Origin of the sequence: Halobacterium wangiae (assembly GCF_021249345.1) — an archaeon.
Taxonomy (GTDB): Archaea; Halobacteriota; Halobacteria; order Halobacteriales; family Halobacteriaceae; genus Halobacterium; species Halobacterium wangiae.
On sequence record NZ_CP089588.1, the window covers coordinates 2,055,431 to 2,079,580 of the forward strand.

23 protein-coding genes and 1 tRNA gene are annotated in these 24,150 nt (G+C 59.2%); 13 read left to right on the forward strand and 11 right to left on the reverse strand.

All coding sequences use genetic code 11. The features are described 5' to 3' along the window. Positions 1-3: 3 nt before the first annotated feature. Together LT965_RS10825 and LT965_RS10830 are read right to left on the reverse strand one after the other, a co-directional pair. Positions 4-450: a hypothetical protein gene (locus LT965_RS10825; RefSeq protein ID WP_232700814.1), complete on the reverse strand. Its 447-nt coding sequence runs from the start codon at positions 448-450 to the stop codon at positions 4-6. After that, positions 443-1,069, reverse strand: a complete 627-nt coding sequence (locus tag LT965_RS10830) for a hypothetical protein (protein ID WP_232700815.1) — start codon at positions 1,067-1,069, stop codon at positions 443-445. The genes LT965_RS10825 and LT965_RS10830 overlap by 8 nt, the downstream gene beginning before the upstream one ends. A 723-nt stretch (positions 1,070-1,792) precedes the next feature. On the opposite strand from LT965_RS10830, the gene LT965_RS10835 reads away from it, so the two are divergent. The 3 genes from LT965_RS10835 to LT965_RS10845 all read left to right on the forward strand — a co-directional run bounded on the left by LT965_RS10835 (position 1,793) and on the right by LT965_RS10845 (position 3,687). Continuing rightward, positions 1,793-2,533 carry a hypothetical protein gene (locus LT965_RS10835; RefSeq protein WP_232700816.1) on the forward strand — a complete coding sequence of 247 codons (741 nt, stop codon included), beginning with the start codon at positions 1,793-1,795 and terminating at the stop codon, positions 2,531-2,533. 194 nt (positions 2,534-2,727) lie between these two features. Beyond that, entirely contained in the window at positions 2,728-3,204 is a 477-nt protein-coding gene (locus LT965_RS10840; protein WP_232700817.1) for a hypothetical protein, read from the forward strand. Positions 3,205-3,246: 42 nt separating this feature from the next. Then, complete coding sequence (locus LT965_RS10845; protein ID WP_232700818.1) at positions 3,247-3,687, forward strand: hypothetical protein; 441 nt, start codon at positions 3,247-3,249, stop codon at positions 3,685-3,687. An 83-nt stretch (positions 3,688-3,770) separates the two neighbouring features. Here the strand turns inward: LT965_RS10845 and LT965_RS10850 are convergent, their stop codons facing one another. Genes LT965_RS10850 through LT965_RS10860 form a run of 3 tightly spaced genes read right to left on the reverse strand, consistent with a single transcriptional unit; the run spans position 3,771 to position 6,640 of the window. After that, positions 3,771-5,003: a hypothetical protein gene (locus LT965_RS10850; protein ID WP_232700819.1), complete on the reverse strand. Its 1,233-nt coding sequence runs from the start codon at positions 5,001-5,003 to the stop codon at positions 3,771-3,773. After that, positions 5,004-5,930: a serine/threonine protein kinase gene (locus tag LT965_RS10855; protein ID WP_232700820.1), complete on the reverse strand. Its 927-nt coding sequence runs from the start codon at positions 5,928-5,930 to the stop codon at positions 5,004-5,006. It abuts the gene before it with no gap. A 59-nt stretch (positions 5,931-5,989) separates the two neighbouring features. Continuing rightward, the gene (locus LT965_RS10860; protein ID WP_232700821.1) at positions 5,990-6,640 is read right to left on the reverse strand and encodes a hypothetical protein; all 651 of its coding nucleotides are present in this window, start codon (positions 6,638-6,640) and stop codon (positions 5,990-5,992) included. Positions 6,641-7,258: 618 nt separating this feature from the next. Here LT965_RS10860 and LT965_RS10865 point away from each other — a divergent pair. The 3 genes from LT965_RS10865 to LT965_RS10875 all read left to right on the forward strand — a co-directional run bounded on the left by LT965_RS10865 (position 7,259) and on the right by LT965_RS10875 (position 11,622). Further along, complete coding sequence (locus LT965_RS10865) at positions 7,259-8,890, forward strand: transposase (RefSeq protein ID WP_232700822.1); 1,632 nt, start codon at positions 7,259-7,261, stop codon at positions 8,888-8,890. A 292-nt stretch (positions 8,891-9,182) separates the two neighbouring features. Beyond that, entirely contained in the window at positions 9,183-10,145 is a 963-nt protein-coding gene (ncsA, locus tag LT965_RS10870; RefSeq protein WP_232700823.1) for a tRNA 2-thiolation protein NcsA, read from the forward strand. 196 nt (positions 10,146-10,341) lie between these two features. Further along, positions 10,342-11,622 carry an RNA-guided endonuclease InsQ/TnpB family protein gene (locus tag LT965_RS10875; RefSeq protein WP_232700824.1) on the forward strand — a complete coding sequence of 427 codons (1,281 nt, stop codon included), beginning with the start codon at positions 10,342-10,344 and terminating at the stop codon, positions 11,620-11,622. A gap of 129 nt (positions 11,623-11,751) precedes the next feature. On the opposite strand, the gene ftsZ is transcribed toward LT965_RS10875, so the two are convergent. From ftsZ to LT965_RS10890, 3 genes are all read right to left on the reverse strand, one after another. Beyond that, the gene (gene ftsZ, locus LT965_RS10880; protein WP_232700825.1) at positions 11,752-12,927 is read right to left on the reverse strand and encodes a cell division protein FtsZ; all 1,176 of its coding nucleotides are present in this window, start codon (positions 12,925-12,927) and stop codon (positions 11,752-11,754) included. A 3-nt stretch (positions 12,928-12,930) separates the two neighbouring features. Then, complete coding sequence (cdrS, locus tag LT965_RS10885) at positions 12,931-13,098, reverse strand: transcriptional regulator CdrS (RefSeq protein WP_049938312.1); 168 nt, start codon at positions 13,096-13,098, stop codon at positions 12,931-12,933. A 178-nt stretch (positions 13,099-13,276) separates the two neighbouring features. Then, on the reverse strand, positions 13,277-13,804 hold the full coding sequence (locus LT965_RS10890; protein WP_232700826.1) for a double zinc ribbon domain-containing protein: 528 nt from the start codon (positions 13,802-13,804) through the stop codon (positions 13,277-13,279). Between the two features lie 119 nt (positions 13,805-13,923). Between LT965_RS10890 and LT965_RS10895 the strand changes: the two genes are divergently transcribed. Both LT965_RS10895 and LT965_RS10900 read left to right on the forward strand, forming a co-directional pair. Continuing rightward, positions 13,924-13,997: transfer RNA gene (locus tag LT965_RS10895), tRNA-Tyr, on the forward strand. Positions 13,998-14,316: 319 nt separating this feature from the next. Then, positions 14,317-15,684 carry an arylsulfotransferase family protein gene (locus tag LT965_RS10900; RefSeq protein ID WP_232700827.1) on the forward strand — a complete coding sequence of 456 codons (1,368 nt, stop codon included), beginning with the start codon at positions 14,317-14,319 and terminating at the stop codon, positions 15,682-15,684. Positions 15,685-15,924: 240 nt separating this feature from the next. On the opposite strand, the gene LT965_RS10905 is transcribed toward LT965_RS10900, so the two are convergent. Together LT965_RS10905 and LT965_RS10910 are read right to left on the reverse strand one after the other, a co-directional pair. Next, positions 15,925-17,121: a cation:proton antiporter gene (locus LT965_RS10905; RefSeq protein ID WP_232700828.1), complete on the reverse strand. Its 1,197-nt coding sequence runs from the start codon at positions 17,119-17,121 to the stop codon at positions 15,925-15,927. Between the two features lies 1 nt (position 17,122). Further along, positions 17,123-17,626 (reverse strand): cation:proton antiporter regulatory subunit, encoded by a 504-nt coding sequence (locus LT965_RS10910; protein ID WP_232700829.1) that lies wholly within the window; start codon positions 17,624-17,626, stop codon positions 17,123-17,125. A gap of 110 nt (positions 17,627-17,736) precedes the next feature. Here LT965_RS10910 and LT965_RS10915 point away from each other — a divergent pair, with 110 nt between their 5' ends. Beyond that, positions 17,737-18,120: a hypothetical protein gene (locus LT965_RS10915; protein ID WP_232700830.1), complete on the forward strand. Its 384-nt coding sequence runs from the start codon at positions 17,737-17,739 to the stop codon at positions 18,118-18,120. Positions 18,121-18,144: 24 nt separating this feature from the next. On the opposite strand, the gene LT965_RS10920 is transcribed toward LT965_RS10915, so the two are convergent. Next, the gene (locus LT965_RS10920; RefSeq protein ID WP_232700831.1) at positions 18,145-20,487 is read right to left on the reverse strand and encodes a hybrid sensor histidine kinase/response regulator; all 2,343 of its coding nucleotides are present in this window, start codon (positions 20,485-20,487) and stop codon (positions 18,145-18,147) included. A 172-nt stretch (positions 20,488-20,659) separates the two neighbouring features. Here LT965_RS10920 and LT965_RS10925 point away from each other — a divergent pair, with 172 nt between their 5' ends. From LT965_RS10925 to LT965_RS10940, 4 genes are all read left to right on the forward strand, one after another. Next, positions 20,660-21,127: a hypothetical protein gene (locus LT965_RS10925; RefSeq protein WP_232700832.1), complete on the forward strand. Its 468-nt coding sequence runs from the start codon at positions 20,660-20,662 to the stop codon at positions 21,125-21,127. After that, on the forward strand, positions 21,120-21,893 hold the full coding sequence (locus LT965_RS10930) for a nucleotide-binding protein (protein WP_232700833.1): 774 nt from the start codon (positions 21,120-21,122) through the stop codon (positions 21,891-21,893). Before LT965_RS10925 ends, LT965_RS10930 begins: the two co-directional genes overlap by 8 nt. A 1,013-nt stretch (positions 21,894-22,906) precedes the next feature. Then, positions 22,907-23,236, forward strand: coding sequence for a DUF7979 domain-containing protein (locus LT965_RS10935; protein ID WP_232700834.1), 330 nt, complete (start codon positions 22,907-22,909; stop codon positions 23,234-23,236). 448 nt (positions 23,237-23,684) lie between these two features. Next, complete coding sequence (locus LT965_RS10940) at positions 23,685-24,092, forward strand: hypothetical protein (protein WP_232700835.1); 408 nt, start codon at positions 23,685-23,687, stop codon at positions 24,090-24,092. Positions 24,093-24,150: the final 58 nt, after the last annotated feature.

Consider the following 24,150-nt stretch of genomic DNA (forward strand, 5'->3'; position numbering starts at 1 on the left):
TGATCAGTCCTCCTTCTCGAAGCGGGACCGGACGATCTCGGGAGCCTTCCGCAGGTCCTCGGGGTCCGTCCAGGAGATGTTCTGCCATTTGTACGACCAGAACCCGGTGTCGTCGACACCGAATGCCTCTGCGACCGGCTCGGCGTGGTTGTGGTTCCTATGTTCCCTATGAGTCTCTTGGCCGTCGTTCTTCGTGACGTACGGAATCGTCACGATGCCGTAGGGGTCCGCGCCCGTCGGGAACGTGGTCGGGATTCTGATGACCGCGTGAGCGCGGTCCTCGTCGAACACGTCGTTGACGTGGGCTGGCTGGACCTCGCCGATGCTGACGTAGGCCCAGTCGCCGTGGACAGCGACTAGTTCCGCTTGAGGGCGTTCGTCCTGCAGTTCCTCGATGGCGGTCCGGCAGGACTCGGACACCTCTCGCATGAGCTGGTTGCCCTCACTCATACGCGATCTTGCCTCCGTCACTGGTCGACTCGAAGAACTCGCGGTTCTCCTCGCGGAGGTCCAGTTCGCGGTCAGAGGGGAACGCCTGGTCTTCCTGGCGGTCGCCGTAGAGGCTGTCCAGCGGGAAGAGGCCCAGCTCCCCGGGGTCCTCCTTGCCGGCGGCCTTGAGGATGGTGGCGACGTCGACGGTGTCCTCGTCGTAGCGGCCGACGTACTGCTTGTTCACGTACACGACGTGCGCGGTCGCAGTGAACTCTAGGTCGCCGACAGTGTCCGCGAGGTCCGCAAGGCGGTCCTCGATGTTCTGGAACTTCTGGTCGACGCTCTGCCGACCGCTCGGGATGTCCGAACGGAGTGCGTCGACCCGGTCCTGCTCAGCGTCGACGATGGTCTTCACGCCGGCGATGGCGTTGACGTCGTGGGGTTCGGCCTCGTCCGCCCAGCCCTTGGCTGCTTCGAGGGCGTCCACGAGGTAGCCGAGGCGACGGAGGATCTCGGTCGGGACGTCGTCCTCCAGAGCGTCGACGGCGTTCTGCGCCGGCCGAATCTTGCCGGCGACTTCCTTGGTTGTGGTACTCTGCTCCTGGTCGCTCGAATCGTGAGTGTTGTGTTCACTCATGTTTGTTTCTCCAGTCGCCTTTGGACCCGGCAACTGTGGGGCCGACCGGGTGAGGCAGCCGCCGCTCTGACGGTCCCTTCCTCGAAAGCCGAGTGACAGCGTTGTCACTCGAACCCAAGTGTAGAGGGTCCGATCGAGGGGCGGCCACGTACCGGTCATTGCCGTGGGGCTCGCGGTCCAGTCGTGGTCGTTCCCGTCATCCCCCTCCCGCGGTCGACTTGCGGTGGTCGGGGGACGCCTGAGGGACGGTGGGCAACCAGCCCGACTCCTGATAGGTAGTGATGGCTTAAATATTTTCCGCCCCGGTGAAAATGCTGAGCGACCCGGTGCTGTTCCACCAGTATAAGAACCGTGGGGGGATAGGTTACGGATTTACATCGTTTCACTTTCACCTCGCACTACCCCTAGTCTTTTTAAGTACGGGCGGTGCTGAATTCCGGAGAATACTGCCAGTTCGCGATAACGGAGAATTAGCTACTGAGTGTCGCGGTTTGGTGGGAAGCAAAAATCCTCCCACCGCCCCTCAGGCGACCATACCTAGTTTCCGGGTGGTAATAAGATTACCGGTGCCCCCGCCGCCTTCTTGCGATTTGCACCTGCAACAATGGGGGGTTAGCATGGTATAAAAGGCTCTGGGGTCGCGTGTTGAAACTGTAATCTCCTCCTAACCAGAAGGTGTTGACACCGAGTACGATTATATGTCTGTTCTCGCTACACCCATCTATGAACGACGGTAAGACCCTACTCAAGGGGATTGGGCGACATACTGGAACTGTAGTCGCCGGAGTCTTCACCGTCCTACTAATGGGTGCGATCGTACTTCTCTATTTCATCTCGACGGGGATGCTTTCAGGGGCGGAAGCAACTGCCGTGGCCACAGTATTGCTCGTCCTCCTGACTGGGGTATACGCGACCGCCACATACCTGATGGTCCAAGAAACCCAAAAAGCCCGCGAGCAGGAAATTCAACCCGTTCTCGACTTTCAGGCCCGAGAAGCCGCATCAACAATCGTTAATAGTGGCAACGGGCCAGCGCGCAGCCTCGATATCACGCTCACCCTTGAGCCAGCGGGTGAGTCCCGTACGATCCAGCGCCAGAGTCTCCCGGCGGGCGGAGCGGTCGCAATTCCTAGCGAACCGTACTCCAGTCTCGGGGACCAGTGCTACCAGGACCTCCAACTGCAAGCTGCAGATGTCGATTGGGAGAACGTTGACGAAGACGACCCCGACTTCTGGGAGAACCTTGACGAACCGTATCAATACCTGAAACTTGAGGGCACCTGTGAGGATGTCTGGGGTAACACCCACCGTATCAACGAGGAATACCAAGTGTACGACCTCACGGAGGGTACTGTTGGGGCTATTGAGCCTTCGATGGACGAAGAAGCGTCGCTTGAGCTAATTGCAGTCGAGCTCAGCCGCCTTAGGGGAACTATTGATCAACTCACTAAAGACGACAGATGAGGAAGGCCGTGACAGGTAAGAAGCCGAACTTGCGTTCAAAGGTACTCAGTTGGCTTACCTGGCAGTATGGACGTGCGCGGGGTGGAATCGTAGACAAATCTGAATACTCTTCCCATGGTGTCACTCGAACTGTCTTTTGGTACGACCAAGAGACTCGCCGGGCAGGCGATTTCTCGCCGTTTGGGACGATTTTGATGAACCGCCACCTCCCAGAGGGAATACCCGAGGAGTTCCGGGACTACGTATTTCTCCACGAGGTCGGCCACGGCGAAGTGAACCCCGTTCTTCGACTCCTCTATCTTCCCTGTATCCTCGGCGCATCCGCGATTGCATTTGCTGGCGTCGTTGCACTCCCATTGAACTTGATTAATGGCGTCCAGTGGGCATCGGGTCCGATATCGGGAATTCTCTTTCTCGCAATTGCAGTGGGGATATCAGCCCTTGCCATTCTCCCCCTAGTCGGTTTGCTGTGGCTTGACGAGACCTACGCCGAACTCCATGCAATCTCCTATCTTGGAACCCACCGATATTCCGAGATCCGCTCCCAAGTTCGAGAAAATCGAGACCCTACGTTCCTACGGAAAGTCAGGTACCATCTCCAGTACCCACCGACTTGCTTGGTCCTCAAAATCGCCCGATTGAAAGGCGTTGGACTGCCAGAAAGTGGCTAGTCACTCTGGTGGTGTCATCAATATCTGAACTAAGGTATGTTGATGAGTACGCTCTATTCGATAGCGGTTAGAGAGGCTCATTTCTTGGGGAGAAATTATTTAATGAATACTAACCATTTCGGAAGTATGGGATCATGGACTTCTGAAGCCCAGCGTAGTCTTGCAGATATTCGTGACCACTTCAACGACGGTACGTTTGATGACGGCCATCGGTTCCTATATGAAACGAAGTCGGTCATAGAAGCTCTTAGCTATCTCCAGATGGGTGCTGGACATTACCCATCTGTGAAAGACGAGATCGACGAGATGGCCCAGGAAGCGGTTGAAATCATGTCGCGACTCTCATCGTGGGAAACAATGGAAGAAAGAGAAGCCCCACCAGAAGAGGCAGTCTCTGACTTAGAAGACCTGGTCCGACGCGCTCTAGATACGTCAATGGAGTACAGGGACTCTGATTTCAACTTGGAATCAATTCGTCGTTAACGAGCCACTCAAAACATAACTCCCCCTCCTATCTCTTCCACTCTTGATTCTTGGGTTTGCAAGAATTCCGCGACGGTGAAGACTCAGAGTCGCTTGAACTCTGGACTAGAAGTCACCTTCTCTAACGCGCTTTCCCAATCTTCTAGGAACCCATCATCAAGCTCGTCAGTGAATTTATCGATATTTGTTTTGAGTTTTCGGTTGAGTGCCTTTGCTTTCCTAATTTTCTTACTAGCATGATCGACACGGGCCTCTTTGCCAAGTCCCCGATACTGTTCTGCGATTTTCCCACAGCTGAATGTGTAGTGGTCCCAGCCACCCTCGCTTTCTGGCCATCCTGCGTTAATCGAACCGGAGTCAAAGAGATTGTCTTCCCACGTCGATGTAGACGCACTTTGTAGAATAGAGACGTCAATCTCTGTGTTTTCAGCGACCTCCGTCATCAGGTGGTCTGGGCGTACGTCAGTAAGTAGTTCGTCAGAGTAATAGCGGGTAACCCGTTGTCTCGGTGCTGGGTCATCGGGAACAACCCACCTATCTGTGTCGAAACTTCTGAGGTTATTGAAGTGACCCGAGCAAAATGCGTCAACTCCCACTGCAAATAATAGGTGGGCTATTTGGTGAGTGCTTCCAGCAATGACCTCATATCTGTTCAGCTTGAGCACTAGAAGTGTTTTTAAATAGGATTCGACATTCCGTTCACCTGTCAATGGAAGACTGGAATCCGCATCCTCGTACATCACAGAAACATAGAAACCATCGACATCGAGTGAAGTTGCTATATTTAGGAGATAATCGCGTAACGAGTCATCAGTGAGATGCTTACCACTGACTGCAATGGTTGCAAAGATTGGTATCTCTTCCCCATAATCTCGAGCTTTTTCAACAAAGAACTCGGTTCTCTGCTTCCAGTCATCTACTTCATCAGCCGATAGTGAGGATATGTGTCGGGAAGGGGATACGTATGCATCACAACTGAGGTTATCCTGAAGATCAATCAAATCCTCAAAGAAGCTCTCTCGATCCTCTTCATTATAGAATAGGCCGTTGTAGAAATCGTCTCCACCGTAGTTATCATGGTAATCGTACCGATTCAGTTTATCTCGGTCACCCTGAGAGGGAAGATAGAATTGGGGGTCAAAGAGAGTATGGAGCTCAGCTTCGGATAGCTGGTCGGAGGTATCCTCAAGAGAATCATCGATATAATCTGACGGGCTCAATACCGCTCCATCTATGTATTCCTGGTCAGCTCCGAACTGAATTCGGTTTTTCCCTTGCCAGCCCATCTGGACCAGGTAGGAAGGCTTGTCGAACATCTACACCAACTCCTTGATTTCGTCAAATTTCTCCTTAGCGAACTCTGGGCTCCGATATCGTGCGTACGGCTTTGGCTGCGTCATGACGTTGAACAACTCATCAAGCTCTTCCGCTATTTCGTCGTCCTCCAGAATGTCCTTCATCTTGGCTTTCTCGCCGTCCATAATCGCTTCCGAGACCGATTTACTACTGTTAGAATAGGGATGTTGCCCAGTTATCGATTCAAACATCACAATACCCGTGGAAAATATGTCTGTACGGATGCTTTGCAGACTCTTATTATAATCCAGCTGTTCCGGCGCGCCGTAATTTGGAGTACCAAGTCTGTCTGCGTGGTCCGGGGTTACACTCTCTCTTTCTTCAAACCGGACAATCCCAACATCAAGGAGAATGACTTCGCCCTCTCCGTCAATCATTATATTGTTGGGTTTGATGTCTCTATGGATTATATTGAGATCATCAAATTGGATGAGCAGATCCAAAAGGGCCTCTGTGACTTGGAATCCGAAATCTAAACCATACCTTCCCTGGCCGATTTTCTCACTTAAAGTAGGACCATCAATGTACTCTTCCTCAATCAGAAACGTGGGTTTTCCCTCTATTTGAAGCTCGAAATAGTCAAGTAGTTCAACAAAATTCGGAGAGCTGATCTTCGTCATTGCCTCTGCCTCCCTCTTTGCTCGCCGTCTTTTGCTTGAGCGCTCAATTGGGAGAAGTTTAACTACCACCATCTCTGAGCCTCGTTCAGCGAGGAATACATCCTTGAACCCTCCTGAGTCGATATGCTCGTGTATGGTGTACTCTTCCAAGGAGTTTCTCACACTGTCTAACTCATAGTATTTCGGCATCTTAGTGGCAAGAAATACCCCAGAGCCAAAAGCCTTGGCTAGATTTACATTCAGTCCAGGAAGGATGTCCCCGGCCACTGAGAGTGGCTGGGAAACAATGGAAGAACAAACGCGCCGATCAAGGGTTGGTACTTCGGTTAAGTGGAGACTTCGCTGACTGACTTTTCGTTTATTTTCCACTGATAAAGGTTCGAATACGGATCTCCACGTTCTGGACTCCAGTGAATCGTCGTCTCCCCTGAATCATTAATAGAAAGCAGTCCTACGTTGTTCGACTTGAACTCGTCCAAGTTCGCATATGCTGGATCGATATGATCCTCATCTATAGCTACATAACGGTATTCGGCAAACGATCTTCCCATAGATGCCTGACGAAGCGCAGTTTTCCATTTCTCCAGCTTCAGCTCGATGGCTAACGTAGTAGTAACGTGTCTTCTGAGGTTCCGAGCCGTCCTTATCTTTCCAGAATCTAACTCAGTGATGAAACCGTTGTTTCGAAGCCATTTGAGGGACTCTCTCTTTTTGCGCTTCGGCTGAGCTCCACAGGCAATGAAGAAGTCCTCTGTGACAGGCCCCCTCCCATGTATCTGTAGGAATGAAATGAGATGTTGCTCGTCTATAATCGGTTGAGATAGATTCAGTTGATCACTACGGTGGCTCCAGTAATCATTTGAGATGTTCACTAAAACCAGGTCTGTCCGCCCCTTTCCGTAGTCAAACTCCGGGATGATGTTCTCCTCACGGACCCCGAAACACTTGGGGAGGAATTCCTTTGCAACCTGTTTCATTTCGTTCTCTGAAGCAAATGCCATGATTGAGTTCCAGAATTAACATGAGATTCTAGGGCCACCTAGAAACTACTTTTGGTTTATTCCGTGACTGAATCCACGAATTCAATGGGCCACTATGTGTGTCTTAGATTCCTTCATAGAAAACCTTGCTACTGAGGAATCAAATATTGGTGACACGTATGGTCAATCAGGGGTGCTTGGTAGAGAAGGGGGATCACCGAAGTAGTTATTATCCAGATTGGTAAATGCGAATTGCAGGCGCCCGCAGCCGGCCGCCATGTTGTGGTCACCTTGCGCGTCTATCGCGCTCTCCGCAACCTTGGCCGTAGCGGGGTGCCTGCTCACTCCAACTATTGACTCATAGCCTCGCTCATGGGTTGCGGTGAATGTTTTTAAGGGATGATTGCATACCCGGCTCTTGGAACGTAGGAAACCGCACAGAAAACGGAAGCGGGCTGAACACTTGCTTCCTTGGACTGCAACGACATAGTTGTTGCGGCGTAATCAGCAACAGCTATCTTGGCAGTCTCGGTGAGCACCGGACTCGCTGGTGTCAAAATCCGCAGCACCCCTGAATTGGCTGGTCTTAGTCGACTCAGCCGACTCCGGCCGGTAATGCCAAACCGCAACAACGACACGAAATCCCACTCCAACATCGAGAAGCAAGCAATTGAACTAATCGAGGCCGACGCAGACATCGTCGAGCTCGTCACTGGAATCGACTTCAAGCAGTATCGATCCAGGGGCGACACGTACGACGATTGGCACGCTTCGTACCCCTTCGAGGCGATGCTTCGTGCTCTCTACCTCAAGGATTTGATGGGGTACTCGAACACTGACCTCCATCGGTGGCTTACCGAGAATCCCGAGAAGGCCGAAGCACTTGGCTTCGACGAGCTGCCGTCTCGAACGACCTTCGGACGCGCCTGGCGGAACCGCCTCAGCGATGAGCTCCGCACGCAAATCCAACACACCACCCATCGTATCCTTGAGTACGCCCACGAGCAGGGCAATCCACTCGGTCTCAAGTCACTTGAACCAGACGAGAAAGAGGATGTCTCGGAACGAACGGAGGATCGAGTCATCCGCGAGAAAACCCTGGAAGTTCTCGAGGCGTTCCGTGACCTGCTTTACGGGTCTATCGACCTCGACCGCCCAGAAGCAGGAACACAGTACGATACGGGCGAACTCCTAGGGTTGGAGAGTTTCCTGAGTAGTGAGGCGTGTGCCGCCCATGGTGGCAGCAAAGTATACGCAGATAATGCCCCAAAGGGCGTCGACGTCCCTGAGGGTGAGACACTGCTGCACTACATCAAACAACTCGATCCAGCTGATATCCACGATATCCTGGACGAGGCAATCGAGGTGCAGCTAAAGAGCGCGAAACGCCACCTCGAGTTCACTCGCCCAGTCGAAATTGCTATCGACATGACTTACGTCGCCTACTATGGTGAACACGGTCCAGAGGTAAACTATGGACCAGACGACGAGCATGTTGTGGTGATGGGGGCTCCCCCCTCGAAGGGGTACGACTGGTGCTATAAGTTCGCGACCGTCTCTATCGTCGGCGACAACGTTCGCTTTATGCTCGCCGTTCGGCCGCACACCAAGGGCCAATCAATCGGCGAGCTGGTCCGTGAGATTTACTGGGCGGCCGCTGAGCACGTCAGCATCCGGATGGTCTATGCTGACGCCGAGTTCTATTCAGCGGAAGTCATCCAGACACTCGAAGAATCCGGGTCGAACTACGCGATTCGTGTACCCAAGAACGATCGTGTGAAACGGCAAATCGCACGAGCGAACCACGATGTCTGGGTCGAAGAGGATGTCGGCATCTATGGCCCAACTGTCGGCGGCAGTACGAGCGACCGTGTCGAGACTACGCACGTCGGAGTGCCGAAAAACCAGAACCCCGACGAGACTGTGGTCTTCGCCACCAACATGGACGTCGACGACGAGATAGAGATGGACCGTCGGGAAACGGAGAATCTCATGAATCGCTATCGGCGTCGATGGGGGATTGAGACGAACTACCGGGCTCTCGAGGATTTCCTGCCGGAGACGACCTCGAAGGACTACTCAGTCCGGTTGTTCCACTTCGGCTTTGGCGTCCTGATGTTCAACATGTGGCGGTTGATCGATTTCCTCGTTCAACTGAGTCTCGACAGTACCGTGCGAAGCAAACCGCGATTGATAGCTGACCGCTTCCGCGATCTCGCAAAGTCCATCCTCAGCATGTACGGCTAATACGCTAACCGGCGGCTGGTTCGCCCTGCGGCCAGTTACAACTAAATCCTCTTCTACCAGTATTAGCCGACTCTGGGCTTCCGGACGGTGTCTCGCTGATTTTAGCCGGGTAGAAAGACTCCAGAAATCCGGGGGGTGGGCAGCCGATCCAGAAACCAGCCAGATTTTCACCACTTGCCATGCACATTCGCAACCACTGTCCGGCGGATTTGCTATCGCAGAATGCGATTTACGAGTCGTGGAATGCGTCGAGACGAAACGGTGAAACAGCGGGACTCACAACGTGTAGCCAATGGATTGCACCAAGTGCGACCGCGAGGCGGTGATGCACGCGGCGTACTCCGGCACCTACCTCTGTGACCGCCACCTCTTCGAGAGCGTGGAACGACGGGTTCGGCGCCGCGTCCGCGAGGACGACATGCTGCCCGCCGACGCGACGCCCGAGGACCCGGAGACGTGGGTGATCGGGCTCTCCGGCGGGAAGGACAGCGTCGTGCTCACGGACATCCTCCACGAGACGTTCGCGGAGGACCCCCGGGTCGAGCTGGTCGCGCTCACCATCCACGAGGGCATCGAGGGCTACCGGGACGCGAGCCTCGACGCCTGCGTGGAACTCGCCGACCAACGGGGCATCCGCCACGAAGTCGTCACGTACGCCGAGGAGTTCGACGTCGAGATGGACGACGTCGTCGAGGACGACCCCCTCGACATGGCGCCCTGCGCGTACTGCGGGGTCTTCCGCCGGGACCTGCTCGCGACGTACGCCGAGGAACTCGGCGCGGACAAACTGCTCACCGGCCACAACCTCGACGACGAGGCGGAGACGGCGCTGATGAACGTCTTCGAGGGGAACGTCGAGCAGGTCGCCAAACACTTCGACGCCAGCCTCGGCCCGTTCGACGAGCGCCGCGAGAAAGCGGGGATGATCCCGCGCGCGAAACCGCTCCGGGACGTCCCCGAGAAGGAGGTGGCGCTGTACGCTCAGCTCCGCGAGCTCCCGGTCCACATGGCGGAGTGCCCCCACTCCAGCGAGGCGTTCCGCGGCGAGATCCAGGACCTCCTCCTGGCACTCGAGGAGAACCACCCCGGGACGCGACACTCCATCATGGCGGGCTACGAGGAGCTCGCGAGCCTCGCGGCCGACGAGTACGGCGACGAGGACCGGGACGTCGGCGAGTGCGAGGCGTGTGGCGCGCCGACGACGCGAGAGAAGTGCCGGAAGTGCGCGCTCGTCGACGCCGTAAACGCGGTGTAGCGAACGTCTCCCCGCGAAAATCACACTCGTTTTACCGTGATGACGGCACTCGTTTTACGGAAGTAGGAGGAAGCCCCGTCCCTCGGAGCAGAGTTGAATCAGTCACTACCAAATATACTCCACCGCTCGATGGTCCGGCTGGGTGCGCCATGCCCGAATACATACGTTCAAATAATCTTACCAACATAGGTTACGTATGGCGAAACAGGTCGTCACCCGCACCTACACTGCCTCCATCAGGAACCAGGGACAGGTGTCCGACGACCTCGATTCGCTCGGGTTCGCAGCCTCGAAACTCTGGAACGTCGGACGGTGGGTCTGCGACCGCGTATGGTCAGAGATTGGCCACATCCCCGGTCACAACGAACTCACCACCTACCTCAAGAGCCACGAACGCTACGCTGACCTGCATTCTCAGTCAAGTCAGCGAGTCCTTCAAGAACTCGCTGAAGCGTTCACCGGCTGGTACGGAAAACGACGCAACGGAGACAAACGAGCGAACCCGCCGACGTACCGCAAACACGGCGACGACCACCCGCGTTCGACAGTCACGTTCAAAGCCGCTGGCTTCAAAGTCGACACAAAGTACCAGCGAGTCCGCCTCTCTAAGGGGTCAAATCTCAAGGAGTATTGGTCGGATTTCATCCTCTGCGAGTACCAGACCCGGCCCGAAATTGACCTCTCCACCGTGAAAAGCGTCCAACAGGTGCGAGCGGTTTGGACAGGAGACGAGTGGGAGCTGCACTTCGTGTGCAACGTCGAGATAGAGGTGTCCGAGTCTCCCGGTGAGAAGACCGTGGGTGTTGACCTTGGTATTACCAACTTCGCCGCGCTCGCCTACGAAGATGGGCACGGTGAGTTGTATCCGTTGAGCTGCTTGAAGCAGGATGACTACTACTTCAGTAAGCGAATCGCTCGCTGCGAAGACTCGGACTCCGAGCAAGCCACGCGGTTGAATCAGAAGAAGGCGGCTCGCCGAACCCACTACTTCCACACGCTCTCGAAGCACATCGTCCAGCGATGTGTGGAAGAGGGAGTGGGGACAATTGTGGTTGGCGATCTTTCCGGCATCCGTGAAGACGAACATAATGATAAGTCAAAGAACTGGGGGATGCATGGCAATCTAGACTTGCATTCGTGGGCGTTCAACCGCTTCACCAACCTGCTGACCTACAAGGCCGAGATGAAAGGTGTCACAGTTGAGCAGGTCTCTGAACGCGATACGTCGAAATCGTGCTCGTGCTGTGGTCGCAAGCGCCAAGCAAACCGTGTCGAACGCGGATTGTACGTCTGTGATGAGTGCGATACGGTGGCGAACGCGGACATGAACGGTGCTGAGAACATTCGACAACAAGTATCTCCGAGTTCACCGAATCTTTCGGTGAATAGGAGTAACGGCTGGTTGGCACAGCCATCGACGTACCTGTTCGATTCAGAGAGCGGATGCTTCGCACCGCGAGAACAGGTCACATCGTAGACCATAATATCCCAACGTGGGAATCCTCGGCTGCCAGGGCGAGGGGGATGTCAAACGTCGTGTAACGCTGGCGCTAGGAGGTGTTCCGAGTGAGCCCACGGGTGGGTGGGAGGCGCAGCTAAAGAGTCGCTACCGGATGACGTCGAGGCCGTTGTTCTGCTCGACCTTGTCCGTACCGCCGTCCGAGTGCGCACCGAACTTGCCGCTGGCTTCTTCGGTCGCTCGCTGCTTGGAGTCGACCTCCTTGAGCTCCTGTCGGGACTTGTCCGCCTGCTTCTGCGTCGACGGCCCGAGGACCTGCGCGGACTGCACGCCGGTCATGATGGCCATCACGCGGACCTTGCCCTTGTAGTTCTCCTGGATGCGCGCGCCCCAGATGACGTTCGCGCTCGCGTCCAGGCGCTCGGTGATGTTGTCTGCGATGCCCTCGGCCTCTTTCAGCGTGAGGTCCGGGCCGCCCGTAATGTGGACGAGACCGCCGCTCGCGCCGCGGTAGTCGACGTCCAGCAGCGGGTGGTTCATCGCGTCCTTCACCACTTCGTTGGTCTTGTTCTTGTCCTGGGTCTCGCCGACGAGCATCACGGCGACGCCGCCCTGGTTCATGATGGCGGTCATGTCGGCGTAGTCGAGGTTGATGAGACTCGGCTGGGTGATCGTCTCGCTGATGCCCTTGACGGTCTCGGCGATGATCTGGTCCATCACCGAGAACGCCTTCCCGATCGGGAGGTTGGGCACGTAGTCGAGCAGGCGGTTGTTGTCGAGGACGATGATGGAGTCCGCTTCCTCGCGGAGTTTCTCCAGGCCCTCTTCGGCTTTCACCGTGCGGGCGCGCTCGACGTTGAACGGTGTCGAGACCATGCCCACGACGATGGCGCCCTGCTCTTTGGCGATCTTCGAGACGACGGGGGCCGCACCGGTGCCGGTGCCGCCGCCCATGCCGGCGGTCACGAACACGAGGTCCGCGTCGCCGAGCACTTCCTTGACCGTGCCCTGTGCCATCTCGGTCGCGCGCTCGCCCATCGAGGGGTCGCCGCCCGCGCCGAGGCCGTTGGTCAGGGACTTGCCGACGAGGATCTTCGTGTCGGCCTCGATCATCTTCAGGTGCTGTTTGTCGGTGTTGATCGCGACGGTGTCGGCACCTTCGACGCCGATGTTGTACAGGCGGTTGACGGTGTTGTTGCCGGCGCCACCGCAACCGACGATGACGATGCGCGGGTCGCCGAACTCGCTACCGTCGGAGTCGGCGTCCATCTCGCGCTGTTCGGCTTCTGCGTTGTCGAGTGCGTCCTGGACGATGTCTTGCATCGATTACACCTTCGCCCAGCTGTTCGGACTGGCCTGGTCAGTCTGTTCGTCGATCATCTCTCGGACGGCGGACCGAATCGCTTCGCTGCGATTCGGGAACTTCCCCCGTTCGACCATCTGTTCCACTTCGTCGATCTGCTGTTCCGGAATGCGGAGTGTCACACGCTCCATGATTGATTTCCCCTTGTTGAGTAAGACGGGTTGCGTCGTTCGCACCTCGTGTCTTACAGAAGGGGCGATACACGGTATGACCGCGCTGTCGCCCGTTTCTCTGTAAGACGGCCGTCTTACGTACCACTACCCACAGCGTCATACATTAAATAACTAACGGCAGTTGTAAACAGACGTCTTACCGCTCGAGTGCGTCCGCCGACGCCGTCCGACGGCCGCAGTGCGGGCAGAACGCCCAGTCCGCCCGGACTTCGTCGCCGCACTCGCAGAACACGCGACGCGACGCTTTCTCCCCACAGTTCGGGCAGTAAACGTGGTCCGCCGACACCGTCTCTCCGCACTGAGCGCACGAACTCCCCTCGCCCGTGCGGTCACCGCCGCGACCGGCTGTCCGCCGCGGCTCGGCCTCCGAGGCCGGCTGGCGCGCCCGTTCTCGCTCGCGTTCGGCCCGCAGCCCCTCCGCGGGCTCGACCGTTATTCGGACGTTTACGTCCTGTGCAGGCTGTCGCACGCCCAGGCGCTGCTCGACGAGTTCGTCGACGCGATCGGCGACGACGTCGTCGAGGCTGTCTGCCGACGTGTCGGACGGACCGTGCTCGTCGAGGTAGGTGCGGAGCGCGTCCCGCATCACCTCGCTCTTCGACGCGTCGAGGTCCTCGACGGCGTCCACGAGGTCGTTGTCGGCCCGGAACGTTATCTTCGACATGCCCGTTCGAGACCACATACCACGCCCAGGCATATGAAGCCTGCCCCCGCGTATGACGATTGTCTGTCGCACCGAATGACAACCCTTAAATTTCGACGACGGCGTAGAAATTGATGCGACCGCCCTTAGCTCAGACTGGTAGAGCAGTCGACTGTAGATCGACTTGTCCCCCGTTCAAATCGGGGAGGGCGGACTGTTCCTTCCAGCGAACGACGTTCGATAGATAGCGTCGCGTTTTCGACGCAGACGCCGCACAATCCGCCTGTGAGTCGACCGGGAAACCCGGTAAACTCTCCGCGGCTGGTCACACGTACACCTTGGCAGGCCAGCTAGTCAGTCATTGTCACCATCCGCCAGAGGCGTCCTGCGGCAGTGCCGGCGTGACGTGGGAGTACATCCAGCAGTGTGGCTGTAGCGGTCACGTCGAGTAACACCGCACCGTCTCGATTCTCGAATCACCTGGTATAGATCCAGTAAATACGCTCTTTTGAAAGTCACCTGAACTGACGTGTATGCGCACCACAACGACATTCAGGGCCGTCTTCGCCTCGATCATCCTCGTGTCTTCGGCCCTCCTCGTTGCCTCCGCGGTTCCCACCGCCGCCGAGAACACGGACGCACAGGCCCAATCCGACTGGAACCTCACCGTTGCCGAGGGGTACAACACGAGCAACCCCGGCGAGCGGACCACCGTCGTCACCGCACACGTCACCGGCGGCGACATCTGGCAGTACTCCCTGAACGGCACACTGCTGTACCACGACGACACCCACGACGCCTACTGGGACGTCGACCCGGTCCCCAACGAGACGAACTCGGTCGTGTACGTCGCCACCGACGAAGTCCGCAACGAGTCACTCTGCAACCCCGTCAGCGATGACGAGTACTGCATCCGCCAGATCATCGAACGCGCGAACCTTACGACCGGCGAGACCGAGGTGCTGTACTCGCGCGTGGACGCGACGGACTACCGCCAGTGGCACGACGCCGACCGCGTCGGCGACTCGCAGTACATCGTCGCGGACATGTTCTCCGACGAGGTGTTCGTCGTAAACACCACCACCGGCATCGTCACGTGGGAGTGGAACATGCAGAACAGCTTCTCGCTCGAGTCGGGCTGGGACTACCCCGACGACTGGGCACACATCAACGACGTCGAGAAACTCGAAGACGGGCGCGTCATTTTGAGTCCCCGCAACCACGACCAGGTGCTGTTCGTCGACCCGGAGACCGGCCTCCAGGAGAACTGGACGATCGGTGCCGACGACCGCTTCAGCGTGCTCAACGGCCAGCACAACCCGGACTACTTCAACGAATCCGCGGGCGGGCCCGCCGTGTTGATCGCGGATTCGAACAACAATCGCACCATCGAGTACGCGCGAACCGAAGACGGTGGCTGGGAGCAGTCCTGGGTGTGGCAAGACGAGCAACTCATGTGGCCTCGCGACGCGGACCGACTGCCGAACGGACACACGCTCATCACCGACACCAAAGGTGGGCGGGTCGTCGAGATAGACGAACAGGGGGAGGTCGTGTGGAACCTGGCCCGTGAGGGCCACAGCCGAGGCGAGTTCGCAGCGTACGAGGCCGAACGCCTGAACACAGGCGACGAGAGCGCCGGCGGCGAGAGCGCTGCCTCCCTCGGTCTGCCCTCGCGAACCGCCCCGGACGACCAGGCCAGCGCCGCGAGAGACGAGAGCGCCTCGGACGCCGGACTCGTCCCTGCGAGCGTCGCGAACACCGCCAGTGACACCGTGCAGGCGCTGCTCGGCATCCCCGCCTGGATTCTGCTCGTGACCATCGCCTGCACCGCGCTAGCGTGGTTCGGCGTCGAACTCTGGCACGACGACGGCGCCATCCAGGTAGCCACAGGACGATAGAACGACCACACACCACCGGAAATCGGGAGTGAAAGAGAGCAGTGCTCCGTCAGGAATATCTCCTCACGTTGCTCGCCGTCGTTCGAGCGGGCCGGCAGCAGAATCTTCTCGTGGAGGTCCCGGGGGGGACGGCGTCGATGGTCTCGCAGAACTCGATGAACACTCGGAGCGTCTCCAACTGGGTCCGCAGAGAAACAGCGTCGAGGTCACCGTCGTCGTTTCGCCAGAGGCGATGGTGTGTCACTCCCGGGTGGAGGGGTCGAGTCGCCGCGAGATCGCGTCCGCGTTCTGGATGAGGACGGTGCCGAGGATACTCATCAGGAGGACGTAGCCGACGGCGAAGGCGGGGATCACCGACTGGAGCGCGCCGGTTCCGACGCTCGTCGCGAGCGCCGCGATGACGAGCGAGAACTCTCCACGGGGGACCATCCCGAAGCCGACGCGAGCGGACCGCAGTCGGTCTAGCTGGTACATCCGGCCGGAGAGGTTCCCGCTCACCAGCTTCCCGAGGGTCGTGACGACGGCCGCCGCGAGGAGTAACCAGACGACGCCGGGGAGGAGCGTGACGTCCGTCGTGAGTCCGATCGCGAAGAAGAAGACGGCCGCGAAGAAGTCGCGGGCCGGGGCGACCACGGTCTCGATGCGTTCGATGTGGTCGGTGGCGCTGAACGCGGTTCCGACGAAGAACGCGGCGACTGCCTCGCTGAGGCCGGCCGCGAGCGCGGCCCCGGCGACGAGTGTGGTGATACCGAGGACGCGCAGCAGGAACAGTTCGTCCGTGTCGGCGTCGAAGGCCCGCTCGACGTACGCCGACCCGTACCACGCGACGGCCGTGAGGACGCCGAGGAAGGCGAACGCGGAGCCGACGGCGAGCGCTACGTCGAGTGGTGTGCCTCCACCCAGGGCGACCGCCGACAGCAGCGCCAGGTAGATGGCGATGAGGATGTCCTCGAAGACGAGCGTCCCGAGGATGGGGCCGCTCTCGGGGTTGGCGACCCAGCCGTTGTCGATGAGCGACTTCGTGATGACTGCACTCGAGGAGATGTAGACGATGCCCGCGATGAAGAACGTCTCCAGGAGCGAGTAGCCGAACGCGACGCCGAGGCCCACGCCGAGGCCGAAGTTGATCAGGAAGTCGACGCTCCCGACTTTCGCGATGCGGACCCGGTCGTCGAGGAGCTGGGTGACGCTGAACTCGAGGCCAAGGAAGAACAGGAGGAAGACGATACCGAGTTCCGCGAGCACGTCGATGAACTCGCGGTGCTCGACGAGCGTGAGCGAGACGCCGGCGATCGACGAGGGCTCGTTCGGGCCGATGAGGATGCCGACGAGGATGTACGCGGGGATCACCGAGAACCCGATCCTGTCGGCGACGGCGCCCGCGAGTGCGATACCCGTCAGCGCGATGCCGATCTCGACGAGCAGCAACTCCGCCATCTCAAACCTGTGATGTGTCGGTGTCGCCCGGTTCGACGAGTTCGGTGAACGCCCGCTGGTTGTCGCGTGTGCCGAGGGTCACGAGGATGTCCCCGTCCTCGATGGCAGTGTCCGGCGGCGGGTTCGCGATGGTCTCCTCGCCGCGCTGGATCGCGATGATGGAGACGCCGGTCTGCTCGCGGACGTCCGCGTTCCGCAGCGTCTGGCCGACCAGCGACGACGACGGTTCGACGTCGTTCCACTCGATGATGGCTTCGCCCAGTGGGACCTGCACGTCGTCCATGTCGACCGGCTGGAAGTACGCCCCCTCGAGGATCGAGCCGAGCTGGCGAGCCATTTTCCCGCTGAGGCTGAACAGCTTCTCGCTGTCCTGGTTCTCGCCCGGCCGGAGGTAGATCTCGCGTTTCCCGTCGTGGTGGATGAGCACGACGAGCCGTTCGTCCCCGTCGAGGGTGAGCTCGAACTTGTGGCCGACGCCGGGAACCTCGGTCTCGTAGATGGTCATACTGGCCCATTTGCAGTTCTGCGAGTTAAACCCACGTTACCGGGGCACACGGTCGCTCGTCGTCGTATCACCGGCACGTAGCGTAAGTGGCTCCGTCGTCTACGTGACGTATGGACGACATCGAACTCGGACAGGCGACCATCGTGTACGAGGACGAGGACGGCGTGGTCGAGGAGACCGTCGACAACGAACAGCTGGTGTACGCTCGCGACCACTGGATGATCAAGTCGGGGACCGACGACGAGGGCAACGACCTCATGCAGCAGATTCCGGCCACCCGCGTCTACCGCGTCAGCCGGAACGTCGAGCGTTTCGAGGAGGAGACCCAGACGATGCGCCACCGCGTCGAGACGTTCGCGAGCGACCTCCGCGAGCGACTCCCGATGGACATCGGCGAGGGCGACCGCCGCTCGCGACGGTCCCGGAGCGACGAGCGCGACGAGGAGCCGACGACGGTCCCCATCGAAGAGGCCGACAGTACCGACCGAGCCTGATTCTCCCCGGGGCACCCCTGGCTCTCAGACGTCCCCGAACCCCGTGACCTCGAAGCGCGTGCCGGCCGTCCAGCCGCCCGTAGCCACGTCGCCGTCCCCGGTGGCCTCGGGGTCGAGGTGGCTGTCGGTCACCGTGATCTCGCCGCGGTGGGCTTCCACGATCTCCTCGACGATGGCGAGGCCGAAGCCCGTGCCGTCCGTCGCGGTGGTGTACCCGGGGTCGAAGACGGAGTCCCGCTCCGCGGACGGTATCCCCGGGCCGTCGTCCTCGACGTAGAACCCGTCACCGTCCGCCAGTGCGCCGATGCGAACCGTCACGCCGCCGGTAGCGACAACACCACGGTCGGTCCTGTCGTCGTCGGCCGTCGAACTGTGTTCGACGGCGTTCCGGAAGAGGTTCTCCAGGAGGTGCTGGACGCGCTCGGGGTCGGCCTCGACAGTGACGTCGTCCGCGACGCGGAGTTCAGCGTCACCGGTCTCGACGACCTGCCAGGACTGCTCGGCGACGTCCCCGAGGTGAACGGTCTCCGTCTCGCCGACGGTCCGTCCCTCGCGCGCGAGTTCGAGCGTCCGCTCGACGATCTGGTCCATCCGATCGAGTGCGTCCCTGGCGATCTGGAGGTCGTCGCCGTCGGTGGACTCCCGCGCGAGGTCGACGCGGCCACTGGCCACGTTCAGTGGGCCGCGGAGGTCGTGGCTGACGACGCTCGCGAACTCCTCGAGGCGTTCGTTCTGGCGTTCCAGTTCGGTCGCGTACGCGCGCAGGTCGCGCTCGCGTTCGAGTCGAGTGAGCGTCTCGCGGGCGTGTTTCACGAGCAACTCCGTCAGTTCGAGGTCGGTCTCGTCGAAGACGTTCGTCTCCCGGGCGACCGCCTGGAACACCCCGTAGTCGTCGACCGGGACGGTTATCGCCGACCGGTAGGCCGGGTCCGCTGGCGTGACCTCCCAGTCGGCGAGGTCGTCGACGACGCTGGACTCGTTCGCCCGGTAGACTTCTGCGGCGAGGCTGTCCTCCGCGTCGACCGGGATCGCCTCGTGGTACTCCGCCTCCGGGATGCCCTCTGAGACCGCCCGTGGGACGAGCACGTCGCCCTCCACGACGTCCACGATACCGCGGTCGAAGTCGAGGATGTCCTCTGCGGCCTCCAGGAGGTGGTCGTAGACGGCGTCCGCCGACGTGCAGGCCTCGATGGCGACGGCGACGTCGTGGAGGGCCTCAACCTTCTCCTTTTGCTCCTGGAGGCGGTGCTCGCGCTCGACCTGCTCGGTGACGTCCTGCGTGAACGCCAGCCCCGCGAACACGTCGCCGTCGGCGTCGCGCAACGGCGCCGCCCACACCTGCCAGTGGCGGCCACCGAACTCGGTCGTCGTGTCCCCGATCGCGTCGTCCTCGACGGCGGTGCGGAACAGCGGCTCGATGTCGGCGACGGTGTGCTCCGGGAAGACGTCGGTGACACTGTTGCCCTCCATTTCGTCCGCAGTGGGGAGCGTGTCGCCGATGGCGACGCCCTCCACCAGTGTGAACCGGAGTTCCCGGTCGAAGACGCAGACGGCGCCGTTCGGGAAGTGCTCGGCGAGCGTCCGATAGCGCTGCTCGCTCTCGACGAGTCTGCGCTCGCCCTGCTTGCGCTCGCTGACGTCCCGGGTCATCGCGAGCACCTGCGTCTGGCCGTTGATGACGGTTCGTTTGAGGTGGACCTCCACCCAGAACTCCGCGTCGTCCTTCGGGTCGAAGCGCCACTCGAAGGTCTGTGGCCCCTCGTTCATCGCCCGGCGCACCCGTTCTCTCGCCTCCGCCTGCGAGAACTCCGGTTCGTCCGCACTGAACTCCGTGACGTCCATCTCGAGGAGCGTCGACCGGTCGTAGCCGAGCATCTCGCTGGCCCGCGAGTTCACGTCGTTGACCGCGCCCGTCCCGGGGTCGTGGAGGAAGATGGCGTCGGCGGCCTTCTCGAAGATCTCCCGGTAGTTCGTACGGGACTCCTGCTGTTCGACGGCGTTCACGAGCCGGTTCGCCAGCAGCGCGTACTGGTCGGTGCCGCCCTCCTTCTGGAGGTAGTCAGTCGCACCCGCGGAGATGGCGTCGCTGGCTACCTCCTCGCTTCCCTTCCCGGTGAACAGCACGAACGGGAGGTCCGGGTGGCGCTCCCGTAACGCGTCGAGGAACTCCAGGCCGTCCATCCCTGGCATCTCGTAGTCGCTGACGACGCAGTCGATGCGTTCCTCGCAGATCCGCTTGAGGGCGACGTCGGGGCTCGTCGCCGTCTGGACGTCGAGGCGATCGTCTGCACGTTCGAGGAACTCCGCCGCCAGCCCGACGAACTCCGGTTCGTCGTCGACGTGGAGGACACGAATGACGGATGCCATCGCAGATGTGCTGAACTGTCTACAGGACAGTATATGGCTTCCGGTTCCGGGGATTCGACCGGGAGCATCCCCGCCGTACTGTCGGCCAGACAGAATCATCAGCGCCGACAGCTGCAAGTATTACGTCCCCGAGTCCCGAAAATATTTTGCCGGGGCGCGTCAATCGCACTCCGTGACACTCCTGGTCGCAGACGACGACCGGCAATCCCTGTCGGCGGTACTCGCCGCCGACGTGGTGCCGGTCAGGACGGACGCGGTCGCTGCCGCCGTCGCCCGCGACGACCCCGACGTGGTCGTCATCGACGGCGACTCCGTAGCCGACCCGCAGGCCGCCGTCGCAGACGTGCGAGCGAACGCCCCGGACGCCACCATCGTGGTCGTCGGGACAACCGACTTGGACGCCGACGTGACGACAGCGACCAGCGACGAGCGCTCGGTCCGTGCCGCCGTCGAGCGCGCACGCCGAGTGACCAACTACCGCGAATCAGTCTCCGACCTCTTCGACGCGTGCCGCGACCGCGCACTCGGTCGACCAGACGACGAAATCCGAGAACGCCGCCGCGAAGCCGACGACCGATTCGACCAGCTCCCCGAGGACCACGAGACCTTCGCCGCCGCACTCCGCACCGACGATGGTTGAAGCGTTCGCTGTCGCCAGCGGGAAAGGCGGCACCGGGAAGACGACGAGCACGCTCGCACTCGGAATGGCACTCGCCGAAGACCACGACGTCACCGTCGTCGACGCCGACCCCGGAATAGCGAACCTCCTCTTCCACGCCGGCCTCGCAGACGCCGACGTCACCCTCCACGACCTCCTGCTCGCCGACAACGACGCCACCGTCTCCGACGCCGTCCACGAGCGCTTAGGCCTGAAGGTAGTCCCCTGCGGAACCAGCCTCGCCGACTTCCGAGCGGCAGACCCCGACCGCCTCCGCGACGTCGTTGCGGACCTCGCCGCCGACACGGACGTCCTCCTCCTGGACTCACCAGCGACACTGTCCAGTCGAAGCGGTGTCCTCCCCGTCGTGCTCGCCGACCGGGCGGTGGTCGTCGTCCATCCGACGATCCCAGCGCTCTCGGACGGCCTGAAGGTCCAGGAGTACGCGACGTCGTACGGCACGGGAGTCGCCGGCGTCATCTTCAACAAAGTCCAGGACCCGGCCGCCGTCGAGCGCGTCGCCGACCAGTCCGAGCGCTACTTCGAGGGACCGACCCTCGGCACCGTCCCCGAAGCCGACGCGGTGCGCGCAGCGCGCCGCGCGGGCGAGCCCCTCCTCGCGCACGCCCCGGAGAGCGACGCCGCGGCCGCCTACCGCCGCATCGCTGACGCCATCGACGTCCAGGACGCCACACCCGACGCGGTCGCCGACCGCTTCCGGAGCGCCGTCGTCCCAGAGCAGCCATGAGCGACCTCACGTTCTCCCGGGTCGTCGAGGACGCGAGGGCCTGATGGAGCGAAGGTCGTGTGTCCCGAGACCGACATTAGCATCTGTAATGACTGGCGTGTACCCGAACTAGCGGTAGGTCGTACCGACCAACGTCAGAGCAGGCACGATTCACTGGGCCTCGAACGACACCACCCCTGTACTAACTCTGGCTCGTGAGAGACCTTCGCCATAACTGGTGTACTGATCCAGAACGAGTCGTCGACTGCACCAGTGTCTGAGAACCCTCCAGAAGTGGTCTCCCGGATACTCCTGATTTTCAGCATCGGCTGAAACCCCCGCAAATACTCGTTCTGGGTGCTTGGGGTGGGTGTGTCTGGGTTGGGTTTTGGTGTGTGTTGTTTTTGGGGGTTTGGGTTGTGTGGGGGTTTCTGTGGGTTCCTGATGGGTGTGTGTTCTGGGTTTGGGGGGTTGTGGGTGGGGTGTTTTTCTTCAGAGGTGGTTCTCGTCTGGTGGTTCTTGGGGTGCTGGGATTGTGGTGGTTGTTGGATTAAGGGGGAATGTGCTTCCCTGATTCTAGTGGTTCTCTTCGTGGGGTTTTGGGCTGGATTCCCAGGGGTTCGCCCGTCTCCCTGGATCATCCTGATTGCTGGTTCCCGTGGTTTTGCTTCCAGTTCTCTCTTGTTGGGGTGTTGTTGCGGTGGGTGTGGGTGGTGCTGAACGTGTTGGGTGGTCCTCAGGGGTTGTTTGAGGTTGTTTGGGGGTGTTCTTTGTGTTTTGTTGGTTCTGGGTTTGGTGGGGAACGAGCGTTGTGTATTTAGTTTGGAATGATGGGGGTGAACTGCATTAGGGGGCTGCTCGTTGGTAGGCTTATTAGTAGTTGCTTGCGCGATTTCTTTATTCAGTTCGGCGTTTGAAATCCGGGACACTAGATTGCGACGTAGATATGCGTATCTGTCATCGTCTGCGGAATGGAGTGAATCGTCTGTTTGACCTTAAAGAAGAAATTTTACCTACCACTTCGATTAGAAGGTATGGAGCGTCGATACTGGGTTGGCCTTGGTGCTGTCTTGTTCCTTGTAATTGGTGTTGGGGGTGTGTTCATCACTGGGTTTGGGGTAGACGGCCACGGAAGTGCATCAGATCTTGATGTAAGTCGAGTTAATAGTGATACTCCGGCTAATCAAACAATCGCGTTCAGTACTCTCACTTCTGATCAGCAACAAGTGTTCGAGTTGGCACTCGCGGACGAAGATGGCGTGGTTAAGATTCCAACCAATGTTGATGAACAGGTATGGATTGAGAACGAATACGTCACGTATCAAAACCAGACCTACCATGTTGCTGTTGCAGTTTCAAGCTGACCTGAATCCGAACTAGTAGGGAGTGATAAATCCACCACCTGCATCCAGCACGCTCTAATTGAGCCTCCGGTCATTCTTCAATGGATATCCCGATGGGTGGTGTCTGTGCCATTCGGCATGAAACGAAGGGGGTAGTTCTGGTGGCGCTTATGAGAGTCGCTCTTGCCTAATTGGGCTCATTTGAGACGATAGAATTGTCGGGGCTGATGCAGTGGGGGCTTAAATGGCCGATGGCGTATTGTTTATCGAGTATGTCGAGTGTTCTAAGTGTCCCACGTGTCCCCCCTGTGTACCCTTCCGAGTTTAGGGAGTGCCCTGGGATTTATGTAGCGAAGTTGTCTGACGGTGACTGATGGCCAGTCAACTATCCATGGGTCAGGTGCTATCGAAGTCTCGTAGTTTGCATACTGATCGGCGATTCAAGGTTTTTGTATGGGGTGGGTTTCTAATGGGCATTGGCCTCATGTATGAGGCGATATTCCATGGTGCCATTCCATTTGCCGGGATAGTAGGTTGGCTTGTGGCTGCATGGTCGTTAGTGCTCTACGTTCAGGTTGAGTTTCAGGCGGCACTCGGAACACTACGACTTCACCCACACTATAGCGAAATCAGTGTCTCAAAGAAGATTCAACTTTGGGGCCACCTTATGCAGACTCATCATTGGCTCATGGGGATCGTGTCATTCGGATTGATCTGGGTCGGTCTGAGTGGCTTCCTTTTCATCCATCCATACGTGTTCATCTCCGTCATCGTATATGGGAGTCTCTTCACGGTTCTCGGGGTCGGGAAATACTTCATGCTGACTGAAGAGGAGTTTAACGAAGAGATGGGTGGCCCCGTATACGAGGCGAAGTAACGACTGTTCTGGACATCCCAGTTATTTGACTGTCTTCACTACAGGAGAGTATGGGGAA